At 34.7% G+C, this 24821-nt stretch carries 18 protein-coding genes; 4 read left to right on the top strand and 14 right to left on the bottom strand.

Features of this window, described 5'->3' with window-relative positions; all coding sequences use genetic code 11:
- Nucleotides 1-55 precede the first annotated feature (55 nt).
- Nucleotides 56-733 carry a Crp/Fnr family transcriptional regulator gene (locus AC1B0Z_RS06620; protein ID WP_483794837.1) on the top strand — a complete coding sequence of 226 codons (678 nt, stop codon included), beginning with the start codon at nt 56-58 and terminating at the stop codon, nt 731-733.
- A 46-nt stretch (nt 734-779) separates the two neighbouring features.
- Here the strand turns inward: AC1B0Z_RS06620 and AC1B0Z_RS06615 are convergent, their stop codons facing one another.
- The 3 genes from AC1B0Z_RS06615 to AC1B0Z_RS06605 all read right to left on the bottom strand — a co-directional run bounded on the left by AC1B0Z_RS06615 (nt 780) and on the right by AC1B0Z_RS06605 (nt 5926).
- On the bottom strand, nt 780-2255 hold the full coding sequence (locus AC1B0Z_RS06615) for a S9 family peptidase (protein ID WP_483794836.1): 1476 nt from the start codon (nt 2253-2255) through the stop codon (nt 780-782).
- A gap of 165 nt (nt 2256-2420) precedes the next feature.
- Nucleotides 2421-2558, bottom strand: coding sequence for a hypothetical protein (locus AC1B0Z_RS06610; protein ID WP_483794835.1), 138 nt, complete (start codon nt 2556-2558; stop codon nt 2421-2423).
- A 170-nt stretch (nt 2559-2728) separates the two neighbouring features.
- Nucleotides 2729-5926 (bottom strand): WD40/YVTN/BNR-like repeat-containing protein, encoded by a 3198-nt coding sequence (locus AC1B0Z_RS06605; protein ID WP_483794834.1) that lies wholly within the window; start codon nt 5924-5926, stop codon nt 2729-2731.
- Nucleotides 5927-6035: 109 nt separating this feature from the next.
- Between AC1B0Z_RS06605 and AC1B0Z_RS06600 the strand changes: the two genes are divergently transcribed.
- Both AC1B0Z_RS06600 and AC1B0Z_RS06595 read left to right on the top strand, forming a co-directional pair.
- On the top strand, nt 6036-7163 hold the full coding sequence (locus tag AC1B0Z_RS06600) for a vWA domain-containing protein (protein WP_483794833.1): 1128 nt from the start codon (nt 6036-6038) through the stop codon (nt 7161-7163).
- 2 nt (nt 7164-7165) lie between these two features.
- Nucleotides 7166-8632, top strand: coding sequence for a MoxR family ATPase (locus tag AC1B0Z_RS06595; RefSeq protein ID WP_483794832.1), 1467 nt, complete (start codon nt 7166-7168; stop codon nt 8630-8632).
- A gap of 2 nt (nt 8633-8634) precedes the next feature.
- Here the strand turns inward: AC1B0Z_RS06595 and AC1B0Z_RS06590 are convergent, their stop codons facing one another.
- From AC1B0Z_RS06590 to AC1B0Z_RS06540, 11 genes are all read right to left on the bottom strand, one after another.
- Nucleotides 8635-9126, bottom strand: a complete 492-nt coding sequence (locus AC1B0Z_RS06590; RefSeq protein ID WP_483794831.1) for a YdeI/OmpD-associated family protein — start codon at nt 9124-9126, stop codon at nt 8635-8637.
- A 21-nt stretch (nt 9127-9147) separates the two neighbouring features.
- A complete protein-coding gene (locus AC1B0Z_RS06585; RefSeq protein ID WP_483794830.1) occupies nt 9148-9723 on the bottom strand; it encodes a YdeI/OmpD-associated family protein in 576 nt (191 codons plus the stop codon).
- Nucleotides 9724-9726: 3 nt separating this feature from the next.
- Entirely contained in the window at nt 9727-11376 is a 1650-nt protein-coding gene (locus AC1B0Z_RS06580; RefSeq protein ID WP_483794829.1) for a M1 family metallopeptidase, read from the bottom strand.
- Entirely contained in the window at nt 11369-12133 is a 765-nt protein-coding gene (locus tag AC1B0Z_RS06575; RefSeq protein ID WP_483794828.1) for a M23 family metallopeptidase, read from the bottom strand. The genes AC1B0Z_RS06580 and AC1B0Z_RS06575 overlap by 8 nt, the downstream gene beginning before the upstream one ends.
- Before the next feature lie 40 nt (nt 12134-12173).
- On the bottom strand, nt 12174-13508 hold the full coding sequence (locus tag AC1B0Z_RS06570; protein ID WP_483794827.1) for a M28 family peptidase: 1335 nt from the start codon (nt 13506-13508) through the stop codon (nt 12174-12176).
- 104 nt (nt 13509-13612) lie between these two features.
- Complete coding sequence (locus AC1B0Z_RS06565; protein ID WP_483794826.1) at nt 13613-15415, bottom strand: acyl-CoA dehydrogenase family protein; 1803 nt, start codon at nt 15413-15415, stop codon at nt 13613-13615.
- 146 nt (nt 15416-15561) lie between these two features.
- Complete coding sequence (locus tag AC1B0Z_RS06560; RefSeq protein ID WP_483794825.1) at nt 15562-16755, bottom strand: acetyl-CoA C-acyltransferase; 1194 nt, start codon at nt 16753-16755, stop codon at nt 15562-15564.
- Nucleotides 16756-16880: 125 nt separating this feature from the next.
- Complete coding sequence (locus AC1B0Z_RS06555; protein WP_483794824.1) at nt 16881-19289, bottom strand: 3-hydroxyacyl-CoA dehydrogenase/enoyl-CoA hydratase family protein; 2409 nt, start codon at nt 19287-19289, stop codon at nt 16881-16883.
- Between the two features lie 17 nt (nt 19290-19306).
- A complete protein-coding gene (locus tag AC1B0Z_RS06550) occupies nt 19307-19747 on the bottom strand; it encodes a MarR family winged helix-turn-helix transcriptional regulator (RefSeq protein WP_483794823.1) in 441 nt (146 codons plus the stop codon).
- Nucleotides 19748-19886: 139 nt separating this feature from the next.
- Nucleotides 19887-20279 carry a hypothetical protein gene (locus AC1B0Z_RS06545; RefSeq protein ID WP_483794822.1) on the bottom strand — a complete coding sequence of 131 codons (393 nt, stop codon included), beginning with the start codon at nt 20277-20279 and terminating at the stop codon, nt 19887-19889.
- Nucleotides 20280-20391: 112 nt separating this feature from the next.
- Nucleotides 20392-22167, bottom strand: a complete 1776-nt coding sequence (locus AC1B0Z_RS06540) for an AMP-dependent synthetase/ligase (protein ID WP_483794821.1) — start codon at nt 22165-22167, stop codon at nt 20392-20394.
- Nucleotides 22168-22575: 408 nt separating this feature from the next.
- On the opposite strand from AC1B0Z_RS06540, the gene pflB reads away from it, so the two are divergent.
- Complete coding sequence (pflB, locus tag AC1B0Z_RS06535) at nt 22576-24801, top strand: formate C-acetyltransferase (RefSeq protein ID WP_483794820.1); 2226 nt, start codon at nt 22576-22578, stop codon at nt 24799-24801.
- Nucleotides 24802-24821 lie beyond the last annotated feature (20 nt).

The raw sequence follows: 24821 nt of genomic DNA, 5'->3' as shown, positions 1-24821 counted from the left end.
AATATGATATCTGTCATGTTTTATTTATTTTTACTTTTTAAACAAATTATCTGGTATGAGCAAATGCGAACAGTGCATCATTAAGCAATTTAATGCGCTTAAGTCTCTAACAAAGGACGAATTGATACGTATTTCTGGGTGCAAAACCTCTAAAACCATTAAAAAAGGGGAAGTGATTTTCGAAGAAGGAGAGTCAATAAATGGCGTTTACTGTATTAAGGATGGTATATGTAAATTGTCAAAATTAAGTGAAAATGGCAAGGATCAGGTAGTGAAAATGGTGGTTAAAGGGCAGCTTATTGGGCAACGTTCTTTAGTGTCTAATGAGAGTTCAAATTTACAGGCAACGGCTTTAAATGATATGGAAGTGTGTTTTATTCCAAAGAGTGAGATTATTTCAGACTTGCAGCGAAACCCTAAGTTTACTTTGGATATGCTAAAGGATATGGCACACGATTTAAAGGAGGCTGATGATGTAATTGTGGATATGGCTCAAAAATCCGTAAAACAGCGTTTAGCCGAAACCTTAATTTATGTTGAAAACAATTTTGGAACCAATCCTGATGGTACCATAAGCTTGGTGTTATCCCGAGAGGATTATGCCAATATTGTTGGTACAGCTACAGAATCTGCGATCAGAGTGTTATCTCAGTTTAAAAAAGATGGATTAATTTCCACAGTTGGAAAATATATTAAAATTGAAGACTCCAACGGATTGCGGCGTGTGGAATAAAAGATATAACAAGAAAGACTCTGAAATATTCAGAGTCTTTTTTTATTTATTCAGCAGTTTCAGGTTTAATTTCTTTTGGTTGTACTTCTCCATCTATAGGAGGATTCTCTTTTTTTAGATAAGTATCCAAAAACTTCAGTATACTGCTATATGCCTTAATTTGATTTTCTTTTTTCACGAAGCCGTGACCTTCATCTTCAAATAATACATACTCCACAGGGACACCATTTTTTCGCACACCTTCCACGATTTCATCTGATTCTACTTGCAGTACTCTTGGGTCTTTAGCACCTTGCAAAACTATCAAAGGTTTAGTAACCTTATCTGTATGAAACAGAGGCGAAATGCGTCTTAATCTAACGGAATCTGTAGTATGGGGATTACCTAATTCTTTATAAAGTGCATTCTTGAAGGATTCCCACCATGGCGGAATACTTTTTAAGGTACGTAACCAATTTGTAACACCAAAAAGATTAACGCCTACAGCGAATTCTTCTGGAGTATATGTTAAGGCCGCCATTGTCATGTAACCACCGTAAGAACCACCCATGATGCCTATTTTATTCGCATCAATTTCTGGTTGAGATGCGAGCCAGTTTTTCCCCTCAACGCAATCTTGTAAATCTTTCTCCCCATGGTTTAAATCGTCCATTTGATAAAAAGTTTTGCCATAACCACTACTGCCCCTGTTGTTCACTGCTAAAATCGCGTACCCGTGATTTACCAAATACTGGGTAAGCGAGCTAAAATTTTGTCTGCTTTGTCCGCCTGGGCCACCATGTACCAAGACCAAAGCAGGTACTTTACTATCAGTAGATGCTTGGTGTGGTAAATAATAAATTGCTGGAATTTCAACTCCATCAAAAGATTTATATCTTATAACTTCAGCTTTTACCAGATGTTTTGGGTCTATATCATCATTTAATACGTCGGTTAATTTATGTTGCTTTTTTGATTCAAGATTATAGGCAAACAAATTTGATGGACTATTGGAACCGCCAACATACATACGCATCATAGTTTCATCTCTAGAAAAGCCTACACTGGTAATATCTGCACCGTCAAAATCTGGTAAATCTAAATTTTTGCCAAAAGCAATATCCAAAATTTCAATAACATTTTTACTATCTTCGTTAATATAGCTAACCCTATATTTTTCATTGTGAGTAAAATACATACCCGTAATGTCCCAAGGTTTTTCCAAAACTTTTTCTTTTTGGCCTGTGGCAATATCGTATTTCATAATATATGAGTATTCACCGCCATCGTCGGTTGTGTAATAAAACGTTTTGCCATCCAATGAAAAATCCTGTCCGGAGTTAGAACTTTGGTTGTCATTTACTTTGGTAAGTGATTTATCGGTTCTATTATAAATAAAAAGGTCGCTATCATTTGTGTTAATCGTTTTACTTAACGCAATTAGATTTTTATCGCTTGAAATGGTGTTCATGTTATACCCTTCATCATTTTGATAAATCAATTTTGTTGTTAAGTCATTAATATCCATCTCATAAATATCCATAAACCGTTTGTCTCTTTTATTAGAGCCATAACCAAAACTTTTACCATCATGTGCCCAACCGTAAAATACAGCTCTTGCCCCTTCATCAGGTGTTAGGTCTGTTATACTACCGTCGGTGTCTCTCAGGTAAATATGGTATATCTCATCGCCATTACCATCAGCTCTTTAGAGCATACGTTCATCATTCGGAAAATAAGATATCGAAAATATTGAAGATGAATCGGATTGTGTAATTGGTGTGAATTCACCACCCGTAACAGGAACGGTATACATATTGTAAATACCAGATTTGTTACTGGACACTAGAAGTTTAGACTTATCAGGTGAAAAGCTTCCGCACCTACAGCTTCATTATCCAAAAAATTGTTCAATAGTGTATTGCTTTAAGTTTAAAGCAACATCTTTGGTGTCTTTATCCTTTTTACAAGACATAAAAACCACCAAAAGGCATAAGGTTAATAACCTGTTCATATTTAATCGATTTTGAATGATTTAGTTTTTTTGAACGGTGAAATTTCAAGGGCTTCCATGTTAGTTCTGTACGATTTCCAGTTGTCATTAAAAAAAGCATTTGTCTTTTTTAGTCCGTTTTTAATGGCATTTTCAGCTTGCTCAATCAATCTTTTTTCTGTCGCTGTAATCCCATTTTGTCTAGAACGCACATAGCTGTTGGCTAGACTTATGCGTCTACTAATATTGGGTTTCGGGCTTCTTATAATGCCTTGGCGTTTATCTTCCTTCCCTAAATACATGGCCATTAATGAATCTATTGTTTTTACTATCTCTTTCGAAGCTTTTATTTGCTCTTTGTATTTGTCTTTATCTAGTTTTTTTAATTCAGATTGATATTTTTTAGCTATAGTTTTGCTTTCAGCCAGTTGTTTTGTAGCATCGACAGCTAGTTGTGTCATCTTTTCAAGAGCTTTTGACGTTTCATAGACTTCATTGATAGCCTTTAAGGATTTATCAAGCCTAGGATCTGTTTTCACTGTAACTATTCCTTTTGAAACTTGGTCTCCAAAGTGTAATTCTAACTTGTAATCAGCAGGTTTTACAAGAACACCAGATGGTTCGTATTTTGATATTTTAACAGTTCTTGAAGGTCTATCAGGGCCTTTTTCAGTTAAGTTCCATCGCCATTTATGTATGCCAGTTTCTTTAGGTGCTTTTTGCTTTAAGGTTCTTATCAAACGGTCTCCATCAAATATTTTAAGTGTTAGAGAATCCCATTTTACGGCAGTTTCCTTCTTTTCAATATTATCCTCCTCATCCTCTTTTTTTTCTTCAGATACTGCTTTTTTATCAATAGTAACAAAATAGGGTATGAGGGCTCCAGAGCTTCTGTTTTTTCCATGGTATAATGCATCTGCTCCAAAGCGTGTTCCAGTAGGTTGTTGATATGCTGCTAAATATGCTGTGGACGGTTCAAACACTTGTAGTTTAGAATTTAGAACAGTTTTATTATTTGCGATGGCTCTTAATGGACGAATATTATCCAACACCCAAGCTGCACGACCAAAAGTGCCGATAATTAAATCATGCTCCCGAGGATGTATTACCAAATCCTTTACAGATACTGTAGGGAACCCCTCTGTCCATTTTGTCCAAGTTTGTGCCGCATCTATGGAAATGTAAAGCCCATCATCGGTACCTAAAAATAGTAAATTTGGGTTTTCAATATCTTCCACAATAGAAAGTGCGTAACTCTCCACATCATTCTCGTCAACAATGCGCTCCCAGGTTTTTCCATAGTTTTTGGTTCTGTAGGCATAAGGTGTATAGTTAAATCTTCTGTAATCATTAGCTATTAGTAATGCTTCTCCTTTGTTTTTATTTGAAGCCTTTATCTGCGGAATCCAACTGCCAGTGGGTAGCCCTTTTATGTTTTTTGAAACCTCTGTCCAATTAGTTCCTCCATCCTTGGTAATGTGTACTCTACCATCATCTGTACTTACCCAAAGCATATCTTTTTCAAGAGAAGAAGGTTCTATTGCCAAAATGGTACAGTGGTTTTCAGCACCAGTAGCGTCAATAGTTAAGCCACCACTTTCACTTTGCTTTTGTTTTTCAGGATTGTTGGTAGTAAGATCATCTGAAATGATAGTCCAAGTAAGACCTTTATCTGTTGATTTGTGTACAAACTGACTTCCAAAGTAAATAGTGTTGTTGTCAAAAGGATCAATATTTATGGCAGCATTCCAATTAAATCGTAATAGCACATCAGCATCTGGATGCGTCGGTCTTACGCTAAAGTTATTACCAGTTTCTGCATCAAAATAACTTACATAACCTTGTTGGCTCATAGACCAGCCAAAGCGAGGATTTGTAGGGTCTGAGATAACATCAAAACCATCTCCAAAACTTATTTCTTGCCAATACGAATTACGGATACCTTGCGAACGCCAAACATAAGCTGGCCCTTTCCAAGAACCATTATCCTGCATGCCACCGTATACATTATATGGAATGTCGTTGTCTACGGCAATGTGGTAAAATTGAGCTACTGGTAAATTACCAATAAAACGCCAAGTTTTACCGCCATCTTTGGTGATATTTAGCCCACCGTCATTCCCATCAATCATAAAGTTTCCGTTTTTGGGGTGTATCCACCATGCATGATGGTCGGGGTGTACACCATTATTAGCACCATAAGCAGGCATTAACTGGGTAAAGTTTTTACCGCCGTCTTCGCTTACATTAACATAAGTGAACACAGAGTACACACGGTTTTCATTTTGTGGATCTACATAAATTTCAGAATAATAAAATGGTCTATCTCCAATATCGTTCTTATCGTTTACTTTTTTCCATTTAAAACCACCGTCCTCACTTTTATAAAGGGCATTCTTTTTGGCTTCAACCAAAGCATATATGGTGTTTGGTTTATTTGCTGCTATGGCCACACCAATTCTGCCTAAGTTTCCTTTAGGAAAACCATCTTCTTCGGTAATTTTTTTCCATGTATTGCCGCCATCGTAGGTAATGTGCAATCCAGAACCAATGCCACCTGAATTAAAAAACCAAGGTTCGCGCTTGTGCTCCCAAAGCGCAGCTATTAATTTGTTTGGATTTGTGGGATCCATCACCAGATCTGCGGCTCCCGATTTGTTATTGGCGTATAGAATTTTAGACCAAGATATACCACCATCAGTAGTTTTAAATATGCCACGTTCGGGGTGTTCACCCCAAGGTGATCCTATAGCGCCAACATAAACTGTATTTGGGTCAGTTGGGTCTATAATTACACGATGAATATGGCGCGTATTTTCCAATCCCATCAGTGTCCAGTTTTTACCACCATCCAATGAACGATAAATGCCATAACCACCATTAAGGCTATTTCTAGGATTGCCCTCGCCAGTGCCCACCCAAATAACGCTAGGATTAGACTGTTGAATAGCTACCGCACCAATGGACGCCGTAGTTTCCTCTTCAAAAATTGATTCCCATTTAATACCCCCAGAGGTGGATTTCCATAGCCCACCAGAGGCTGTTCCTGCATATATTATATCTGGATTCGCATGTACAACATCTATCGCTGTAACCCTTCCGGACATGCCCCCAGGGCCAATATTTCTGGGTTGCATGTTTTTTAACAGATTCATTTCAAGTTTTTGCGAATAAATTGAAATAGAGGAGAGTAGAAATACAAATAATAAAAGCTTTTTCATAGGTTGAATTTTAATCGTTTCGAAAATAATGAAAACTTATCACCGAATAATATAAATAGATGTTAATATTACTGCTCCAAATACAGAAAAACTGTATTTTTATACAGCTATGAAAAACAACAAAGTTTTTAGAAAAGGTTTCGTTTTTAAAAAATACGAAGCGCCTAATAAATCTCCTTTTGATACACTTTTCGAGATATTTAAAGAACTTATTACCCACACTTCTGGTGATTTTGACGAGGCCATAGATTGGTTACGTGAGTTAGATAAAGAATATAAACTTACCACACCAGAATATACTATTGAAGATTTTATTGAAGACCTAAAGAAAAAAGGTTATCTACGTGAAGAAATAGATCCTGATGGTAACGGTTCTTTGGAAATTACTGCCAAAACCGAACGTGCCATTCGTCAGCAAGCTTTAGATCAAATTTTTGGTAAGATAAAACGAAGCGGACAAGGCAACCATAAAAGTAAAAGCCCTGGGATAGGAGATGAGCATACCGGAGATTTTAGGGGTTATCAATTTGGAGATGCCTTGGATAAAGTTTCCATGACCGAGAGTTTGAAAAATGCGCAGATTAATCATGGTATTTCAGACTTTACGCTTTCAGAAGACGATTTGGTAGTTGAAGAAACACTTCATAAATCTCAAATGAGTACGGTTTTGATGATAGATATTAGCCACAGTATGATTTTGTATGGAGAAGATCGCATTACACCTGCCAAAAAAGTAGCGATGGCGCTTGCAGAATTAATTACAACCCGCTACCCAAAAGATACTTTAGATATTTTAGTATTTGGTAATGATGCGTGGCAAATTGAAATTAAAGATTTACCATATTTAAAAGTAGGGCCTTATCATACCAATACAGTTGCCGGTTTACAATTGGCAATGGATTTATTGAGAAGAAAAAGAAACACTAATAAACAAATTTTTATGATTACCGATGGCAAACCAAGTTGCCTACGACTACCAGATGGAGAATATTATAAAAACAGTATGGGATTGGATACGCATATTGTAAACAAGTGTTACGCTATGGCACAACAAGCAAGACGATTGCATATTCCCATAACAACCTTTATGATTGCTCAAGATAACTACTTGATGCAGTTTGTAAGAGAGTTTACATATGCTAACCAAGGAAAAGCATTTTATACGGGACTAAAAGGTTTGGGAGAAATGATTTTTGAAGATTACGAAACAAACAGAAAAAAAAGAATTAGAGGATAAATATGAAAATAGAAAACATAAAAACATTAGGTGAATTAAAAAAAGCAGGTTATCAACCCAAATCTATTAAAGATGAGTTGAGAGATAACTTGATTAAAAAAATAAAAAATAAGGAAACCACTTTTGAAGGGGTTCATGGTTATGAGAATACTGTTATTCCTGAGTTGGAGCGTGCTATATTATCTCGGCACAATATCAATTTATTGGGATTGCGTGGACAAGCAAAAACAAGACTTGCACGTTTAATGTTGAATTTATTGGATGAATATATTCCAATTATTGAAGGGTCTGAAATTAATGATGATCCTTTACAACCTATTTCGAGATATGCTATAGAATTGATAAAAGAAAAAGGAGATAAAACACCAATTTCTTGGTTACATAACAGCGAGCGTTTTGCTGAAAAATTAGCAACTCCTGATGTAACAGTAGCTGATATTATTGGAGATGTAGATCCTATAAAAGCAGCAAACCTAAAGTTGAGTTACGCTGACGATCGTGTGATTCATTATGGAATGATTCCCAGAGCCAACCGTTGTATTTTTGTGATAAACGAATTACCAGATTTACAAGCTAGAATTCAGGTAGCATTATTTAATATTTTACAAGAAGGTGATATTCAAATAAGAGGCTTTAAGCTGAGGTTGCCACTTGATATCCAGTTTTTGTTTACGGCAAATCCCGAAGATTATACAAATAGGGGGAGTATAGTAACCCCTTTAAAAGATAGAATAGGTTCTCAGATATTAACACATTACCCAGAGAATATTGAAACAGCGCGACAAATTACAGAGCAAGAGGCTAGATTAGTTGAAAGCCAAAAAGCATCAGTTATTGTGCCTGACCTAGCTAGAGATTTATTAGAACAAATTGTTTTTGAAGCACGTGAAAGTGAATTTATAGACGCTAAAAGTGGTGTTAGTGCGCGCTTGAGTATAACAGCTTTAGAAAATTTATTGAGTACCGCAGAACGACGCGCTTTAATAAGTGGCGATGGACAAACAACTCTTAGACTGTCAGATTTTGTGGGTATTATTCCTGCTATTACTGGTAAAGTGGAGTTGGTGTATGAAGGTGAGCAAGAAGGAGCAGCAGTTGTAGCCTATAATTTAATTGGTGAAGCTGTAAAGAGTCTATTTGTTGAATTTTTTCCTAAGATTGAAAAGTTACAAAAACAAGATGAAGAAAGTCCATATGATAATATTATATCTTGGTTCTTCAATCAAAAAGATGGATTTGAATTATTGGATGATTTAAGAGATAAAGAATATAAAAGTCTATTAAACGCTATATCTCCATTGGATGATTTACTAGGGGAGTATCAGCCTAATTTAACAAAGCAAGACAGTTATTTTGTGAAAGAATTTGTTTTGTGGGCTTTAGTAGAATATAAACAATTAAGTAAGCACAGATTTACAGAAGGGGTTCAGTTTAAAGATCCCTATGGCAGTTTTATAAATGGTATATAAATTTATTGTGCCTTTAAGATAGTCATTGGGTCTGTAAATCCTCGTTTCAAATTTTCACACAGAATTAAAGCCTTGTCAATTTTGGTTTGACTAGTTTTATATCTGGCAATAGCGTAAATAATACTGCGCTGTTTGCCGACTGTTAAAGTTTCAAATACTTTAAAGGCTTCTATATCTAACTTAAAAACTTCTTCCAATTCTTCAGGAACTTGAACTCCGTATTTCGATGTGTTTTCAAAGAGTTGAATTTTAAAGTAGTCATTTTGTAAAACGCCCAATTCTTTTTGCAAGCGTTTACCAAACATGATGCGATAATCATCAGTGTTTTTATTTCTTACAAAAGCTGCGTAAAAGTCTATAGATTTCGTGTTGTGTGATGCCTTGATGTATAGCCGTTCTACTTTAGCATCTACAAAAGGTTGCATAATGTTTTCAGGAACGTAAATATGGTAGCGGTCTAATAAGCCTACTTCAAAAATATCACTTTTAATCATTTATTTGATTTATAAAATATTTTAACGACTATCTCTACTCTTAATATTAGCTTCACAACATCTTATGATTTCAGTAATACGCTTCTTGCGTGTTTCATCTCTTTTAGCACTGTGAAGCCAGGACAAATAATTCTTTCTATAACCTTTAGCAAAATTTTGATAGTTTTCAAAAGCCCTTTCATTAGCATTAAAAGCCTTCTGTAAATCATCTGGAATAATACCATTTTCTACATCATCCATGGCTGTCCAAGTACCAGTTTCTTTGGCTAAATCAATCATTCTATAGCCAGATTCATGAATTAAACCAACAGCTTCTAAACTTTCAACATATTTTTTGTTTAAGGCACTCCAATTTCTTTTAGGGTTTCTTGGGCAGAAGTATTGTCGTCGCTTGCCATTACCTAAACTTTTTACTGTAGAATCAATCCAACCAAAACAAATAGCAACTTTTACGGCTTCTTCCCAGCGCATTGTTGGGATTTTCATTTCAAGTTTATAAAATATGAGATATACGCCTTTTGATGAGGTGTGGTTTTTAAGCAACCAGTCGTACCAATCGGTATCACGTTCAAAATAAAGCTCTGGTAAATCTTTCAAAACTTATAGTTTTTTAGACTCAACATAAAAATCTGCATCTATTTTAAAAGTGTTTATTTTAGATTCTAAAGATTCCTCTTTCCATTCAGCTTTAGGAAATATCCATTTTTCATTATCATTTATTTCTACTTGAATAGGCATATCAAAACCATCTACAATGTTTGTCCATCTATATTTTAAGGTTTTCTTTTTAACCTGGTATTCTAATGTAGGTACTTTAGTTGTTCTTAAATATTGGTTAAAAAACTCAGTTAAGTCATAGCCTGTTTCTCTACTTATAAAGTTTTCAATTTGCTGAGTTGTTACGGTTTGATGATAGAATTCAACATTCATTTTACGTAATATTTTGCGCCATTTTTCATCATCTTCTATCAGTTGTCTTAGTGTATGAAGCATGTTTGCTCCCTTATAATACATATCACCAGAACCTTCTTTATTTACATTATAATGTCCAATTAGTGGTCTATCATTTTGTATATTTTTACGGGTTCCAATAACATACTCAGCAGAAGCTTCTTTTCCAAAATGGTAATCTAAATATAAGTTCTCTGAGTAGGCAGTAAATCCTTCATGAATCCACATATCAGCAGCATCTTTATTCGTTATACTATTAGCAAACCATTCATGACCTGCTTCGTGAATAATGATAAAATCAAATTTTAAACCCCAGCCTGTGCCAGATAAATCGTTACCTAAATAGCCATTCATAAATTGATTGCCATAGGTAACAGAACTTTGATGTTCCATACCTAAATAAGGTACTTCAACAAGTTTAAAACTATCGGCGTAAAATGGATATTGTCCAAACCAATGTTCAAAAGCTTTCATCATCATAGGTGCTTGTTTAAATTGTTCTTTGGCTTTTTCTAAGTTATAACTTAACACATAGTAATCCATATCAAGATTTCCAGCCATACCATCATAAACTTCAGAAAAGTTTACATAATCTCCAATATTAATATTTACACCATAATTGTTAATTGGGTTTTTTACAACCCAATGATATGTTTTAGTATCTCCTATGCGCTCTACAAGTTGTAATCTACCATTTGAAACATTTATTAATTTATCAGGTACATTCACACTAATTTTCATACTATCAACTTCATCATACATATGGTCTTTACAAGGCCACCAAACACTAGCTCCTAAACCTTGACAGGAAGATGCTATAAAGTGATTCCCATTTTTATCTTTTTTCCATGAAATACCTCCATCCCACGGTGCTCTTACAGCTTCTTTTGGATTACCTTCATAGTACACTATTAACTCGTTTACGTCATCAATATTTTGAATCTCTGTTAAGGTTATAAAATGTGCATTCCCATCGTGTTTTATGTCTAACTCTTTACCATTTTGTATGGCTTTTAAAAGTTTCATTGGGGGTTGCAAATCAATCTGCATTACCGAGTTTTCTTTTAAAACCTTGTATTGAATGGTATTTTTTCCAGAAATGAATTTATTATCTGGATCTGCTTTAATATCCAAATGGTAATAGCTTAAATCCCACCAGGCACGTTCTGGGGTAATACTGCCTCTTAGCGTATCCTGTCTGGTGAATTTTTCCTTACCTTTTAAAATTTCTTGGGGATTTGCATTTATCACTATAAGTAGTATGGCAAGTAATGTAAAAATATGCTTGTGGTTAATCATGAACTGCAATTTTATTTTTAGTATATCTTTTTCCTGGAATTGAATCAATTATTATTGGAATAGACTCAAAGCCGTTTATAGTAGATTTAAAAACGCCAAAATGTAGGTGTGGTGTGGTGGTAAGACCTGTAAAGCCCGATAATGCAATAGGTTGACTCTTATTGATGGTATCACCAACTTTAACTATACTACCATATTGCTTTAAATGTACGTATTGGGAAAAAGTATTATCCTCATGATGTAGCAGTATATAATTGCCATAAGGCCTATACTTATCAGATGTGCCCTGTTTATTGTGTTTGTCAACTACTTTTATAATAGTACCAGCCCTTGCGGCTTCTATAGTATCGCCTATTTGTAAATTAAAGTCTATAGTATACCTTGAGAAGTTAGTGTTATGGGTAAAATCGCCGTTATAACCTTGTATAATTTTGTACTGCTTTCCTTTAGGAAAGGGAAGTGCATAATTAAAAAGGGTATCGTAAGCGAGTTTTTCTTTTTCAAAATAGCCGTAATGGTGCGAGAATTTAAATGTATTAAGAATAGAAACAGTATCTTCTTCGCTGGCACTAAAACTCATAATTTTTGAATTTGCGTTCGCTTCAGACTGCACAAAACTAAAGTTGCCATTCTTTAAATGTTTAACTTTTGTGAATACGGGACATAAGAGTTCGTTTTTGTAAAATACGCTTATTGAATCATTAGAAACTTCAAAGTAGACATTACCTCTATTTTTATCTGGTTTGGAGCAGCTCATTAAACAAACAAATAAAAATCCTATCACATTTTTGTACATGTTATTTTCGCATTACACTATTTGGAAATACAACAGGGCTCTCAAAACCGTTTTCTCCAACACTTGAAACACCGAAAAAATAATTATCAATTACAATACCATCTAATGTGGTACCTAAAACGCCTTCAATATACCTACTGTTATCCCAAGTAGGCGAAGTAGTATCTCGCCAGTAAACTTTATATCCTTTAGCACCATCTACTTTATCCCAGATAAACTTTGCCGCAGGTTCTACAACGCCACCAATGGCAACTTCTTTTGGTGCAGGTGGTGCCCAAGCTAAACTCGCTAAATTTATAGCATTTACAGCGGTAAGTTTTTTGGCATAACCAAAGTTAACATGCTCTATAACATCACCGTAATTTATGCCATTTTCTTCTCGTATATCTTGGTGCTGCTGAGTATAATTTTCGTGCGCTTCCATAATACGCACGCCAGCAAAACCTAAATCGTTGAATGGGCGATGGTGTCCGCCACGACCAAAGCGATCTAACCTGTAGACCATCATAGGGTTCATTTCTGGCATATATTTTTTGGTGTTTTTATGGATATAACGGGCTAATTGTCTAGAAATACCATCTACCTCACCACCATAAAAGCGCCTTAGTGTTCTTTGGCGCTCCGTTTCAGTTGGAGGTACAGGTTCAGAAAAAATTCGAAATGTTCTATTATCAATAACACCATCAACACCTTCAATATTTCCAATCATATCGTTGTTGAGTACGCCTATAATATCCCAGTCATTATCCTTGGCATATTTAGCTAGTCCTGCACCACCAAAAAGTCCCTGTTCCTCGCCAGATAAGCCTACATATACAATACTACTTTCAAATTTATATTTAGACAATACTCGTGCTGCTTCGATAGTGCCTGCCATTCCCGAGGCATTATCATTTGCTCCAGGTGCATCAGTGGTAAAATCCATAGTATCACTGGCTCTAGAATCAATATCACCACTCATAATTACATAGCGGTTAGGATATGTTGTACCTTTTTGAATAGCTATAACATTTACTACCCAAGCATTGTGAGGAACGCGACTATTACCCTCCTTGGTTACAAAATCTTTTTGGTAAAAAACATCCAAACAATTATCGCATGAGTTTGAAATAGACTCAAACTCTTTTTTAATCCAACGTCTAGCAGCGCCTATACCTCTTGTTTCTGAAATAGTATCACTAAAGGTGTTTCTTGTACCAAAATCTACTAAAGTCTGAATGTCTTTTTGAATTCGTTCTGCTGAAACGGCATCAATGATATTGTAGATGTCTTGTTCAGATTGACCATAGCCAAAAACGGAAATGAGAAGAATGAGGGAAGCGATTAGGTTTTTCATATCAATTATTTTCAACGAAATTAATAAAAAAACGCCTCAAAACTTAATTTGAGACGCCTTTTACATTTGAATTAGTCACACGAAATTGTTAGAGTGTTACAACTCTAAAAACAATATTTATTTTCATTAATCACTTTTTCAGCGATGATATGTCTTAGTTCTACTATATTAGGCATGTTTACATATTTGATATATCTTTTTAAGCCTACTAACATCATTTTTTGTTCATCGCCTGTAGAGAATGAAATAATAGAGTGTTTTCCAGCGGTTTCAATCACATCAATAGCATGAAATAAATTAAGTTTTGCCATAGCAATCTGCTCTTTAACTTTATCTTCACCTTCTTTTTTAGCCATTTTTTCAGCACGAAGAATAGCTGATTCTGCTAAATAAATTTGGATTAAAATATCAGAAGAGGCTAACATCAATTGCTGTTGTTGCTCTATTTTTTCGCCATATTTTTGAAGTGCAGCACCAGCTACCATTAAAAATAGTTTCTTTAAATTTTTAATGATATTTTTTTCTTCAGAAAATAGTTCTGAATAGTCTGGAACATTAAAATCAGGAATGCCCATTAATTCCTCTTTTACTGCCATTGCAGGTTCTAAAACATTCACATGTCCTTTCATTGCTTTTTTGATAAGCATACCAATACTCAACATTCTATTTATTTCATTGGTACCTTCATAAATTCTTGCAATACGGGCATCTCTCCATGCGGATTCAATTGGAGTTTCTTCAGAAAAGCCCATGCCACCAAAAATCTGGATGCCTTCATCTGTACAATTTTGCACAAATTCTGAAACTGCAACTTTTAATATTGAACATTCAATGGCATATTCTTCAACACCTTTTAATTCTGCTTCTTGGTGTGTGTCTTTTCCGTTATTTCTTCTCAATTCAATACGGTCTTCAATATTTTTAGCAGCACGATAAGTAGCAGCTTCACCAACCCAACAATTTGTTGCCATTTCAGCAATTTTTTGGCGAATAGCTCCAAAACTTGAAATAGGAGTTTTAAATTGAATACGTTCGTTAGCATACTTTACAGATTCTGTAATAGTGCGTCTTTGAGCATCTAAACAAGCTGCAGCTAATTTAATACGACCAACATTAAGCGCATTCATTGCAATTTTAAACCCGTTTCCTCTAGTTGATAACATATTCTCTACAGGAACAACAGTTTCGTTAAAAAACACCTGTCTGGTAGAAGATGCGCGGATACCCAGTTTATGCTCTTCTTCTCCCATGGTAATACCATTAGGGTTTTCAGAATCGTATTCTACAATAAAACCAGTAATGTTCTTATCATCTTCTATTCTAGCAAAAACAATCATTACGCTACAGAAACCTGCATTAGAGATCCACATTTTCTGTCCTGTAATTTTATAAGTTTTCCCATCTTCTGAAAGTACTGCTTTTGTTCTTCCAGAATTTGCATCACTACCTGCTGTTGGTTCTGTTAAGCAATACGAGCCAAACCATTCACCACTCGCTAATTTTGGCACATATTTTTGTTTTTGTTCCTCGTTTCCATACAACGTAATTGGCATAGTTCCAATTCCAGTATGCGCTCCAAAAGCTGTACTAAAAGACCCAGTTGCACCAGAAATATAGTCGCATACTAAACAGGTATCTACAAAGCCCATGCCCATTCCGCCATATTCCTCTGGAACCGATACACTTAAAAAACCTAGTTCTCCAGCTTGACGCATACAAGACTCTGTTAAGGCATAATCTTTTTGTTCAAACTGTGCTTTTTTAGACCATATTTCTCTATCCACAAATTCGGTCACAGCTTCTTTCATCATTAGCTGATCTTCATTAAAATCTTCAGGTGTAAAAATGTCTTCACAGTTGCTTTCTTTTACCAAAAACTGTCCACCTCTTAAAATGTTATCTTCCATAATATGCCCCCTCTAACTCCCCCAAAAGGGGGAGCACTATTACGGGGTGTTTTTTAGTTATACTATAATTTTATTTTTTCTTTTTAAGTACTGTATTTTTGTAACATGAGTTTTTCCTCTCCTTCGGTGAGGTTAGGAGTGGCTCTTTAACTCAAGAATTCAAAAATTCCACAAGCACCTTGTCCAGTACCAACGCACATGGTTACAGCACCATATTTACCTTTCATATCACGTTTACGCATTTCATCAAATAATTGTACTGACAATTTTGCGCCAGTACATCCTAAAGGATGCCCTAGTGCAATAGCACCACCATTTACGTTAACGATATCAGGATTTAAATTTAATTCTCTGATTACTGCAAGAGATTGAGAGGCAAATGCCTCATTAAGTTCAATTAACTCTAAATCTTCTTGTTTTAGGCCTGCTTGTTGTAACGCTTTTGGAATTGCTTTTACAGGACCTATTCCCATAATACGTGGCGCTACACCAGCAGCTGCATAATTTACCATTCTTGCTACTGGCTCAAGATTTAATTCTTTAACCATGTCTTCACTCATTACCATTACAAAGGCAGCACCATCACTCATTTGAGAAGAATTACCAGCGGTAACACTTCCTCCTTGAGCAAAAACAGCACGTAGTTTTGCTAAAGCTTCTTTACTTGTGCCCTTTCTGGGGCCTTCATCTTTAGTTACCGTATATGTTTTTGTTGCTTTTTTTCCGTTAGAATCAATATAGGTTTGCTCTACTTCAATCGGTACAATCTGATCTTGAAACCTATCTTCAGCTTGTGCTTTTAATGCTTTCATGTGAGAATTAAACGCAAATTCATCCTGATCTTCTCGGGATACTTTAAATTCATTTGCAACTGCTTCTGCAGTATTTCCCATACCCCAATAATAATCCTCATGACCAGCTTTAACAATGGCATCGTAATTTAATTCTGGTTTAAATCCTGTCATTGGTACGCTACTCATGCTTTCTGCGCCACCAGCAATTATACAATCTGCCATTCCAGCTTGAATTTTTGCTGTTGCCATACCAATAGTTTCCACTCCTGAAGAGCAAAAACGATTCACTGTTACTCCAGGAACATCAATAACTTCTAATCCCATTAAAGAGATTAAACGCGCCATATTTAGTCCTTGAGAGCCTTCAGGCATGGCATTACCAACAATTACATCATCAATACGTTTAGGATCTAAATTTGGTAGCTCCTTCATCATATATTTAATGGTTTCTGCCGCTAATTCATCTGTTCGTTTAAAACGGAATACACCTTTTGGTGCTTTACCAACTGCTGTTCTGTATGCTTTAACTATATATGCTGTTTTCATAATATGCCCCCTCTAACTCCCCTAAAAGGGGAGAAACTTACTCGGGGTATTTATTTAATTTATCAAAATATTTCTTTCATTGCCATTTATTGATTCCTCCCTTTCATGGAGGTTAGGTGGGGCTTTTAATTTCTTAACGGTTTTCCTTTAGTTAACATGTGTTGTATTCTCTCCAAAGTTTTACGTTCTGTACAAAGTGAAAGGAACGCTTCACGTTCTAAGTCTAACAAATATTGCTCAGTAACTAAAGTTGGTTCAGATAAGTCTCCGCCAGCCATTACATACGCTAATTTATTAGCAATTTTTTTATCGTGTTCACTAATATAATGACTTGCTTGCATAGCATCTGTTCCTACTAAAAACATACTCAAGGCTTGTTTACCAAGTACTTTTACATCTTTTCGTTTTACAGGTTGCGTGTAACCCATGTCTGCCATGAGTCTAGCGTGTTGTTTTGCTACAGCAATTTGCCGATCTTTATTAACTACAACTATGTCTTTTCCTTTTTGAAGGATGCCTAAATCGTAAGCTTCATAAGCAGAAGTTGATACTTTTGCCATTCCTATAGTAAGAAAATATTCTTGTAATGTATTTAATTGTACATCCCCTTTTTTAAATGTGTCTGATGCACGTAACGCCATTTCTTTAGAACCAGCACCACCAGGGATAACACCCACACCAAATTCTACTAAACCAATATAAGTTTCGGCAGCAGCTACTACTTTATCGGCATGCATTGATAATTCACAAGCGCCACCAAGTGACATACCATGAGGTGCTGAAACAGTTGGTATTGCTGAATAACGCATACGCATCATGGTATCTTGAAAATATTTGATAGCGCCATTTAATTCTTCATATTCTTGCTCTACGGCCATCATAAAAATCATACCGATATTTGCACCTACCGAGAAGTTTGCACCTTGATTACCGATAACCAAACCATCAAAATCTTTTTCAGCGAGGTCTACTGCTTTATTTAATCCTACAAGAACATCACCACCAATGGTATTCATTTTAGACTGAAATTCGCAGTTTAAAATACCGTCGCCTAAATCCTCAATAACAACACCAGAGTTTTTAAATACTTCATTTGATGTTCTAATATTATCAAGAATAATGAAGGCGTCTTGCCCAGGTACTTTAGTTTGTGTTTTTGAAGGAATATCATAATAATATGTTGCTCCATTTTTAACCGTATAGAACGATTTACTTCCAGAACTTAACATGTCATCTACCCATGTAGCAGGTTTTAAACCTTCAGCTTTCATTAACTCAATACCTTTTTCAATGCCGATAGCATCCCAAATTTGGAAAGGACCGTGTTCCCAACCAAATCCTGCTTTCATAGCATCATCAATCTTGTATAATTCATCTGAAATTTCAGGAATTCTATAGGTTACATAAGCAAAAAGTTGTGCAAACGATTTTCTGTAGAAATCACCAGCTTTATCTTTTCCAGAAACTAAAATTTTAAATCTATCAATGACTTTATCTACAGACTTAGTTAATTCTAACGTCGCAAATTTTGCTCTTTTTTTACTTCTGTATTCTAAACTTTCAAGATCTAATGATAAAATTTCGCTTTTACCATTTTCGCCTTTTATCTTCTTATAAAAACCTTGTCCTGTTTTACTTCCTAGCCATTTATTATCAACCATGGTACTTATAAAATCTGGAAGTTTAAACAATTCTAGGCGTTCATCATCTTTACAATTATCAGCAATTCCATTTGCAACATGTACCAAAGTGTCTAAACCTACAACATCAACAGTTCTAAAGGTTGCTGATTTTGGTCTTCCTATAACAGGTCCTGTTAGTTTATCAACTTCTTCAATAGTTAAGTCCATTTCCTTAACCGTATGAAACAAGCTCATAATACTAAAGATGCCAATACGATTACCAATAAAAGCAGGTGTATCTTTTGCTACTACAGAAGTCTTACCTAAATATTGCTCACCGTATCCGTTTAAAAATTCTAAAACAGAAGGATCGGTTTTAGGACCTGGGATAATTTCAAAAAGTTTTAAATATCTGGGTGGATTGAAAAAATGTGTGCCACAGAAATGTTTTTGAAAATCGTCGCTTCTACCTTCACTCATAAATTGAATTGGGATACCAGAAGTATTACTTGTGATAAGAGTTCCTGGAGTTCGATGCTTTTCTAAATTCTCAAAAACTTGTTTTTTAATATCTAGTCTTTCTACTACAACTTCAATAATCCAATCTACATTCTTTACTTTGGCGATATCATCTTCTAAATTCCCAGTAGTAATTCTATTGGCAAATTTTTGATGATAAATAGGAGAGGGCTTAGATTTTAATGATGCTTTTAGTGCATCATTTACTAATCGATTTCTAACAGTTTTGTCTTCTAAGGTTAAACCTTTAGCTTTTTCAGCATCAGTAAGTTCTCTAGGGACAATGTCTAAAAGTAAAACTTCTACTCCAATATTGGCAAAATGACAAGCAATACCGCTTCCCATGATACCAGAGCCAACTACTGCAACTTTTTTAATAATACGTTTACCCATATCTGTTTAAACTCTATTTACTTGTTGTTATAAATTTTTTTATTACAAACCAATTCATTGATAGTTTCTGCAACTTCATAGAAATGATTCATTTTTTCTTCAGGAATATGCTCCTTAATAGTTTCATTAAATGTTAAAACCTTTTCTCGCGATAGGTCTCTTTTTTCTTTTCCAAACTCTGTTAAATGAATTAAAACGCCTCTGCCATCTTCAGGGTTAGGTTTACGTTCTATTAAACCTCTCTGTTCCATGGTTTTTAAAATACGTGATAAACTTGTAGCTTCCATTCCCATTTTTGGACCCAACGATGTTGATGGTGTTCCGTTTTCAGGATCAATACTCAATAATGTAAAGCCTGTAGCCATCGTAGTCTCAAACTTTGCAGCCTCTTCATTGTACATTTTATTTACTGTTAACCAGGTGGTTCGCAGTACGTAATCTATAGTTTTATCTTTCATTCTTGAGAGTTAGAATTCCCAAATATAATAAAAATTTATTATGCGTGCATAATAAATATAAGAAAAATGGATAGTGCTATAAAAAGTAAAAATCACCTTGTTGTTAAGGTGATTTTTGATTGCATTATGTTCGGTTTAATTATCCTAACTTTCCATTTACAGCTCCAATAACTGCACCGATTATAACCGTCATAACTATTGATATTCCTACATCAAGTGCAAACAATTGGTTTGTAAATGTTGTATCCATTGCTAGTCTGAAGAAATTACTAAATAGGCCAATAAATATTCCTATTACAAATCCAGCTTTAGCACCAGTTGCGGCTGTGGTAATTTGAGCCCATTTGGTATAAATGTAAGCAATAAACAATCCGAAGGTTAAACAACCCAAAAAGATAAATAACATGGTTGTACTACTTTCTTCAGGTTGCGGAAACATGTCGACGAAAATAATTCCATAAAAAAGCCACCCTAGAAGGAAATCTACAATACCTCCAACAATACCAGAGATTAAGAAATTTTTTGTTTTCATTTTTTTAGTTTTTAATTGGTTTTGATTAAATATACTAAAAAAATAATAACCATCTAATTTCTAGTTAGTTATGTGTAGTTTAAAGATGTAGGTGTAAGTTTAATATCAATTTTTATGAAGGACGATAAATACTTTCAATAAGTGAATTATACATTTTTTTAATCACATCTCTTTTCATTTTCATAGTTGGCGTGAGGTGGCCATCATCAATAGACCACACTTGAGGTGTGATTTCAAACTTTTTAATTTGTTCCCATTTACCAAATTTCTTATTGCACTTGTCTACTTCTTTCTGAATTCTTTTATGAACTATTTCAGACTGTGCCATAGCTTCCATAGAATTTTCAATAGGATGCTCTTTACGTTCTATCCATTCGTGTAAAAACTCAAAGTTAGGTTGAATTAAAGCTGCTGGCATTTTTTCGCCTTCACCAATTACCATAACTTGTTCTATAAAACGTGATTGTTTTAAATCGTTTTCTAAAAGGGTTGGGATTATATATTTTCCACCAGAGGTTTTAAACATTTCTTTTTTACGCCCTGTTATTTTTAGGAAGCCATCTCCATCAATTTCACCTTTATCGCCCGTATGAAAGTAATCATCCGTCATCACACTAGCGGTTTTTTCAGGATCTTTATAGTAGCCTAGCATTACATTAGGACCTTTAATTAGAATTTCTCCATCCTCAGCAATTTTCACTTCCACATTAGGAATAGGAATACCAACAGTACCAACTTTGTACATATTATTGGCATACTTACCAACTGAAACTACAGGTGAGGTTTCGGTTAATCCGTAACCTTCCATTACTTGCATTTTAGCAGCACCAAATATTCTTGCTAATCTTGGTTGTAAAGCAGCACTACCAGAAACCATGGTATATAATTCGCCACCTAATGCAGCACGCCACTTACTAAATATAAGTTTATTAGCTATTTTAAGTTTAAACTCATACCAAGCCCCATTTTCTCCATAAGGCTTCCATTGTTCACCTAAACTTACAGCCCAATAGAATAGTGTTTTTTTTATGCCTGTTAAATCCTCGGCTTTATCCATTATTTTATCATAAACCTTCTCTAAAAGTCTTGGTACTACACTCATCATATTTGGCTTAATCTCTTTGGCATTATCACCAATTTTATCTAAGCCTTCTGCATAATATATTGAAGTTCCTGCATGTTGATATATGTAGATTAAAACCCGTTCAAAAATATGGCAAATAGGTAAAAAACTTAATACTTTGTTTTCTCCTTGTTTTAGAGGTACTCTTGCTGCACTATCTAAAACATTACTAGTAATATTCCAGTGCGACAGCATTACGCCTTTAGGTTTTCCTGTTGTACCTGATGTATAAATTATAGTTGCTAAATCATTTGGTTCAACAGCTTTTTTTCTGGCTTCTACATCATCTTGATTAGAAGTGTCTGCCCCTAATTCAAATAATTCAGAGTAATGTTTGCAGCCTTCAATTCTATCAAAAGAATACACTTCTTTAATGTTTGTATTCTTTTTTACTTTGTTTACTTTTTCTAGTACTTCAGCGTCAGAAACAAAACAATAAATAGATTCGCTGTGATTAATAACATACTCATAATCTTCTGCACATATTGTTGGATAAATTGGTATGTTTTGGGCTCCAACTTGTAACACGCCAATATCTACAATATTCCATTCTGTTCTATTATTGGTAGATATAACAGCAATTTTATCATTTTTATTTACTCCAAGTTTTAGTAAGGCTCTGCTTAAAGCATTGGCTTTATCAAGATATTCTTTTGTTGAAGTTTTAATCCATTCACCATCATATTTCGTAACCAATGCCGCATCATTTGGTTTATGCTCTAATTGGTAATACGGAAAATCAAAAAGTCTACTAATCTCTGTCATATCAAGTATAGAATATATCAATGCAAATTATGAAAATTATAATGATTTCCCAATAATAGATAGTATTAGGTTTAATTTAGCTTAATACATAAGGATATTGCAAGTATTTTTTAAAAAAGTATTAGGTATTTATTTTTAAGAATAAGTTATTATAATTGTAAAATAAGTGTATTCTTATTTATGTATGACCATATTATTTGCCTTTTATTAATGATTTTAATCAAAAAGTTGAATATTTCTTATTTAGTGCTATAAACTCAAACGTTTTCGTGTACTCAAGTTTTTGTTAAACTTCTCATTTTATTGGATTTACTGACAATTGTCATAATTTATCATGTATTTGGATTTTACCTTTGAATAGTCAAAAAGACTGACATAGATTTTACAAAATATAAAATACATATAGAGATGGAAGTAAAAGAATTTAAACCCGGAATTTGGATTGATGAGATTAACGTTAGAGATTTTGTATACAATAACGTAAAACCTTATCATGGTACAGATGAATTTTTAGTTGGCCCAAGTGCTAAAACTCAGCGTTTATGGGACATCTGTAAAGAAGCAACTAAAGAAGAACGACAAAATAACGGCGTTCGTGCTTTAGATACGGAAACTATTTCAACAGTTAGTGCATTTAATGCAGGATATATTGATAAGGAGAATGAGGTAATTGTTGGATTACAAACCGATGAGTTGTTAAAACGTACTATGAAACCTTTTGGTGGTTTTAAGGTAGTACAAAAAGCATTGGCAGAACAAGGCGTTAAGCCAAATGATAACTTAACAGAATTATTTTCTAAATATGTAAAAACACATAACGATGGTGTGTTTTCAGCCTATAATGCTGAGATTAAAAAATTCCGTTCGTTAGGATTTTTAACGGGATTACCAGACAACTATGCTAGAGGTAGAGTTATTGGGGATTACCGTCGTGTGGCATTGTATGGTATTGATGCTTTAATTGAAGCTAAGAAAAAAGATTTAGCTAATATTACTGGCCCGATGTCGGATGCTGTAATTCGTCTTCGCGAGGAAGTTTCAGATCAAATTAAGGCGCTTAAAGAAATGATTGTTTTAGGTGCTAAATATGATTTAGAACTAAATCGTCCTGCAGAAACTGCTAGAGAAGCGGTACAATGGACATATATGGCATATTTAGCTGCTGTTAAAGAGCAAGATGGTGCTGCAATGTCTCTCGGTAATGTGTCTACATTCCTTGATATATACATTGAAAACGATTTACAAGAAGGTTTAATTACTGAAGAAGAAGCTCAAGAATATATCGATCAATTTGTGATGAAATTACGTATGGTACGTCATTTAAGAATGAGTGCTTACGATGAGATTTTTGCTGGAGATCCTACTTGGGTAACCGAAGCTATTGGTGGTATGTTTGATGATGGAAGAACTAAAGTAACAAAAACGTCTTTCCGTTTCTTAAATACATTATACAATTTAGGCCCTTCACCAGAGCCAAACATGACAATTCTTTGGTCTAAAGATTTACCTCAAAATTTCAAGGATTTTTGTGCTAAAGTTGCGATAGATAGTTCTTCAATTCAGTTTGAAAACGATGAAATGATGCGAACTAATCGTGGTTCTGATGATTACGGTATTGCGTGTTGTGTATCATATCAAGCGCTGGGAAAGTCGATTCAGTTCTTCGGCGCTCGTACCAATTTAGCAAAAACCTTATTGTTAGCTATCAACGGAGGGCGTTGCGAGATTACTGGCACGCAAATGGTGGAAGGTATTGAACCTTGTACTTGCGAAACATTAGATTTTGATAAAGTAATGGCTAACTTTAAAATAGCCATGAAAGAGGTTGCTAGAGTTTATAATGATTCTATGAACATTATTCACTACATGCACGATAAATACTATTACGAGAAAGCACAAATGGCATTAATTGATACTAACCCAAGCATAAATATCGCTTATGGTATTGCAGGATTATCAATTGTTGCAGATTCACTTTCGGCTATTAAATATGCGAAAGTAAAACCAATTAGAAATGAAGAAGGCTTAACTGTTGATTTTAAAATTGAAGGCGAGTTCCCATGCTATGGTAATGATGATGACAGAGTTGATGTTTTAGCTGCAAAAGCTGTTGCCGATTTTAATGATGAATTGAAAAAGCTACCTGTTTATAAAAATGCAGAACCAACGATGTCTGTATTAACTATTACATCAAATGTAGTTTACGGTAAGAAAACTGGAGCTACACCTGATGGAAGAGCAAAAGGTATTCCATTTGCACCTGGTGCAAACCCAATGCACGGTAGAGATTCTCATGGCGCTATTGCTTCATTAAACTCTGTTGCAAAAATAGATTATAAAGATTCTCAGGATGGTATTTCAAATACATTCTCAATTGTTCCAAAATCATTAGGAACAGATGCTGAAGAAAGAATTGAAAACCTTGCTTGTATCTTAGATGGTTATTTTTCTAAAAATGCACAACACGTTAACGTAAATGTTTTAGATAAAGAAACTTTGTTAGATGCAATGGAGCATCCAGAAGAATATCCACAGTTAACCATCAGAGTTTCTGGATATGCAGTAAACTTTGTAAGATTAACTAAAGAACAACAAATGGAAGTGATAACAAGATCTTTCCACGAGTCAATCTAAACTAAACTCTATTTATATTT

This window comes from Hyunsoonleella sp. J2K-J805, assembly GCF_057167125.1.
This window is presented reverse-complemented; position numbering and strand designations above follow the sequence as displayed.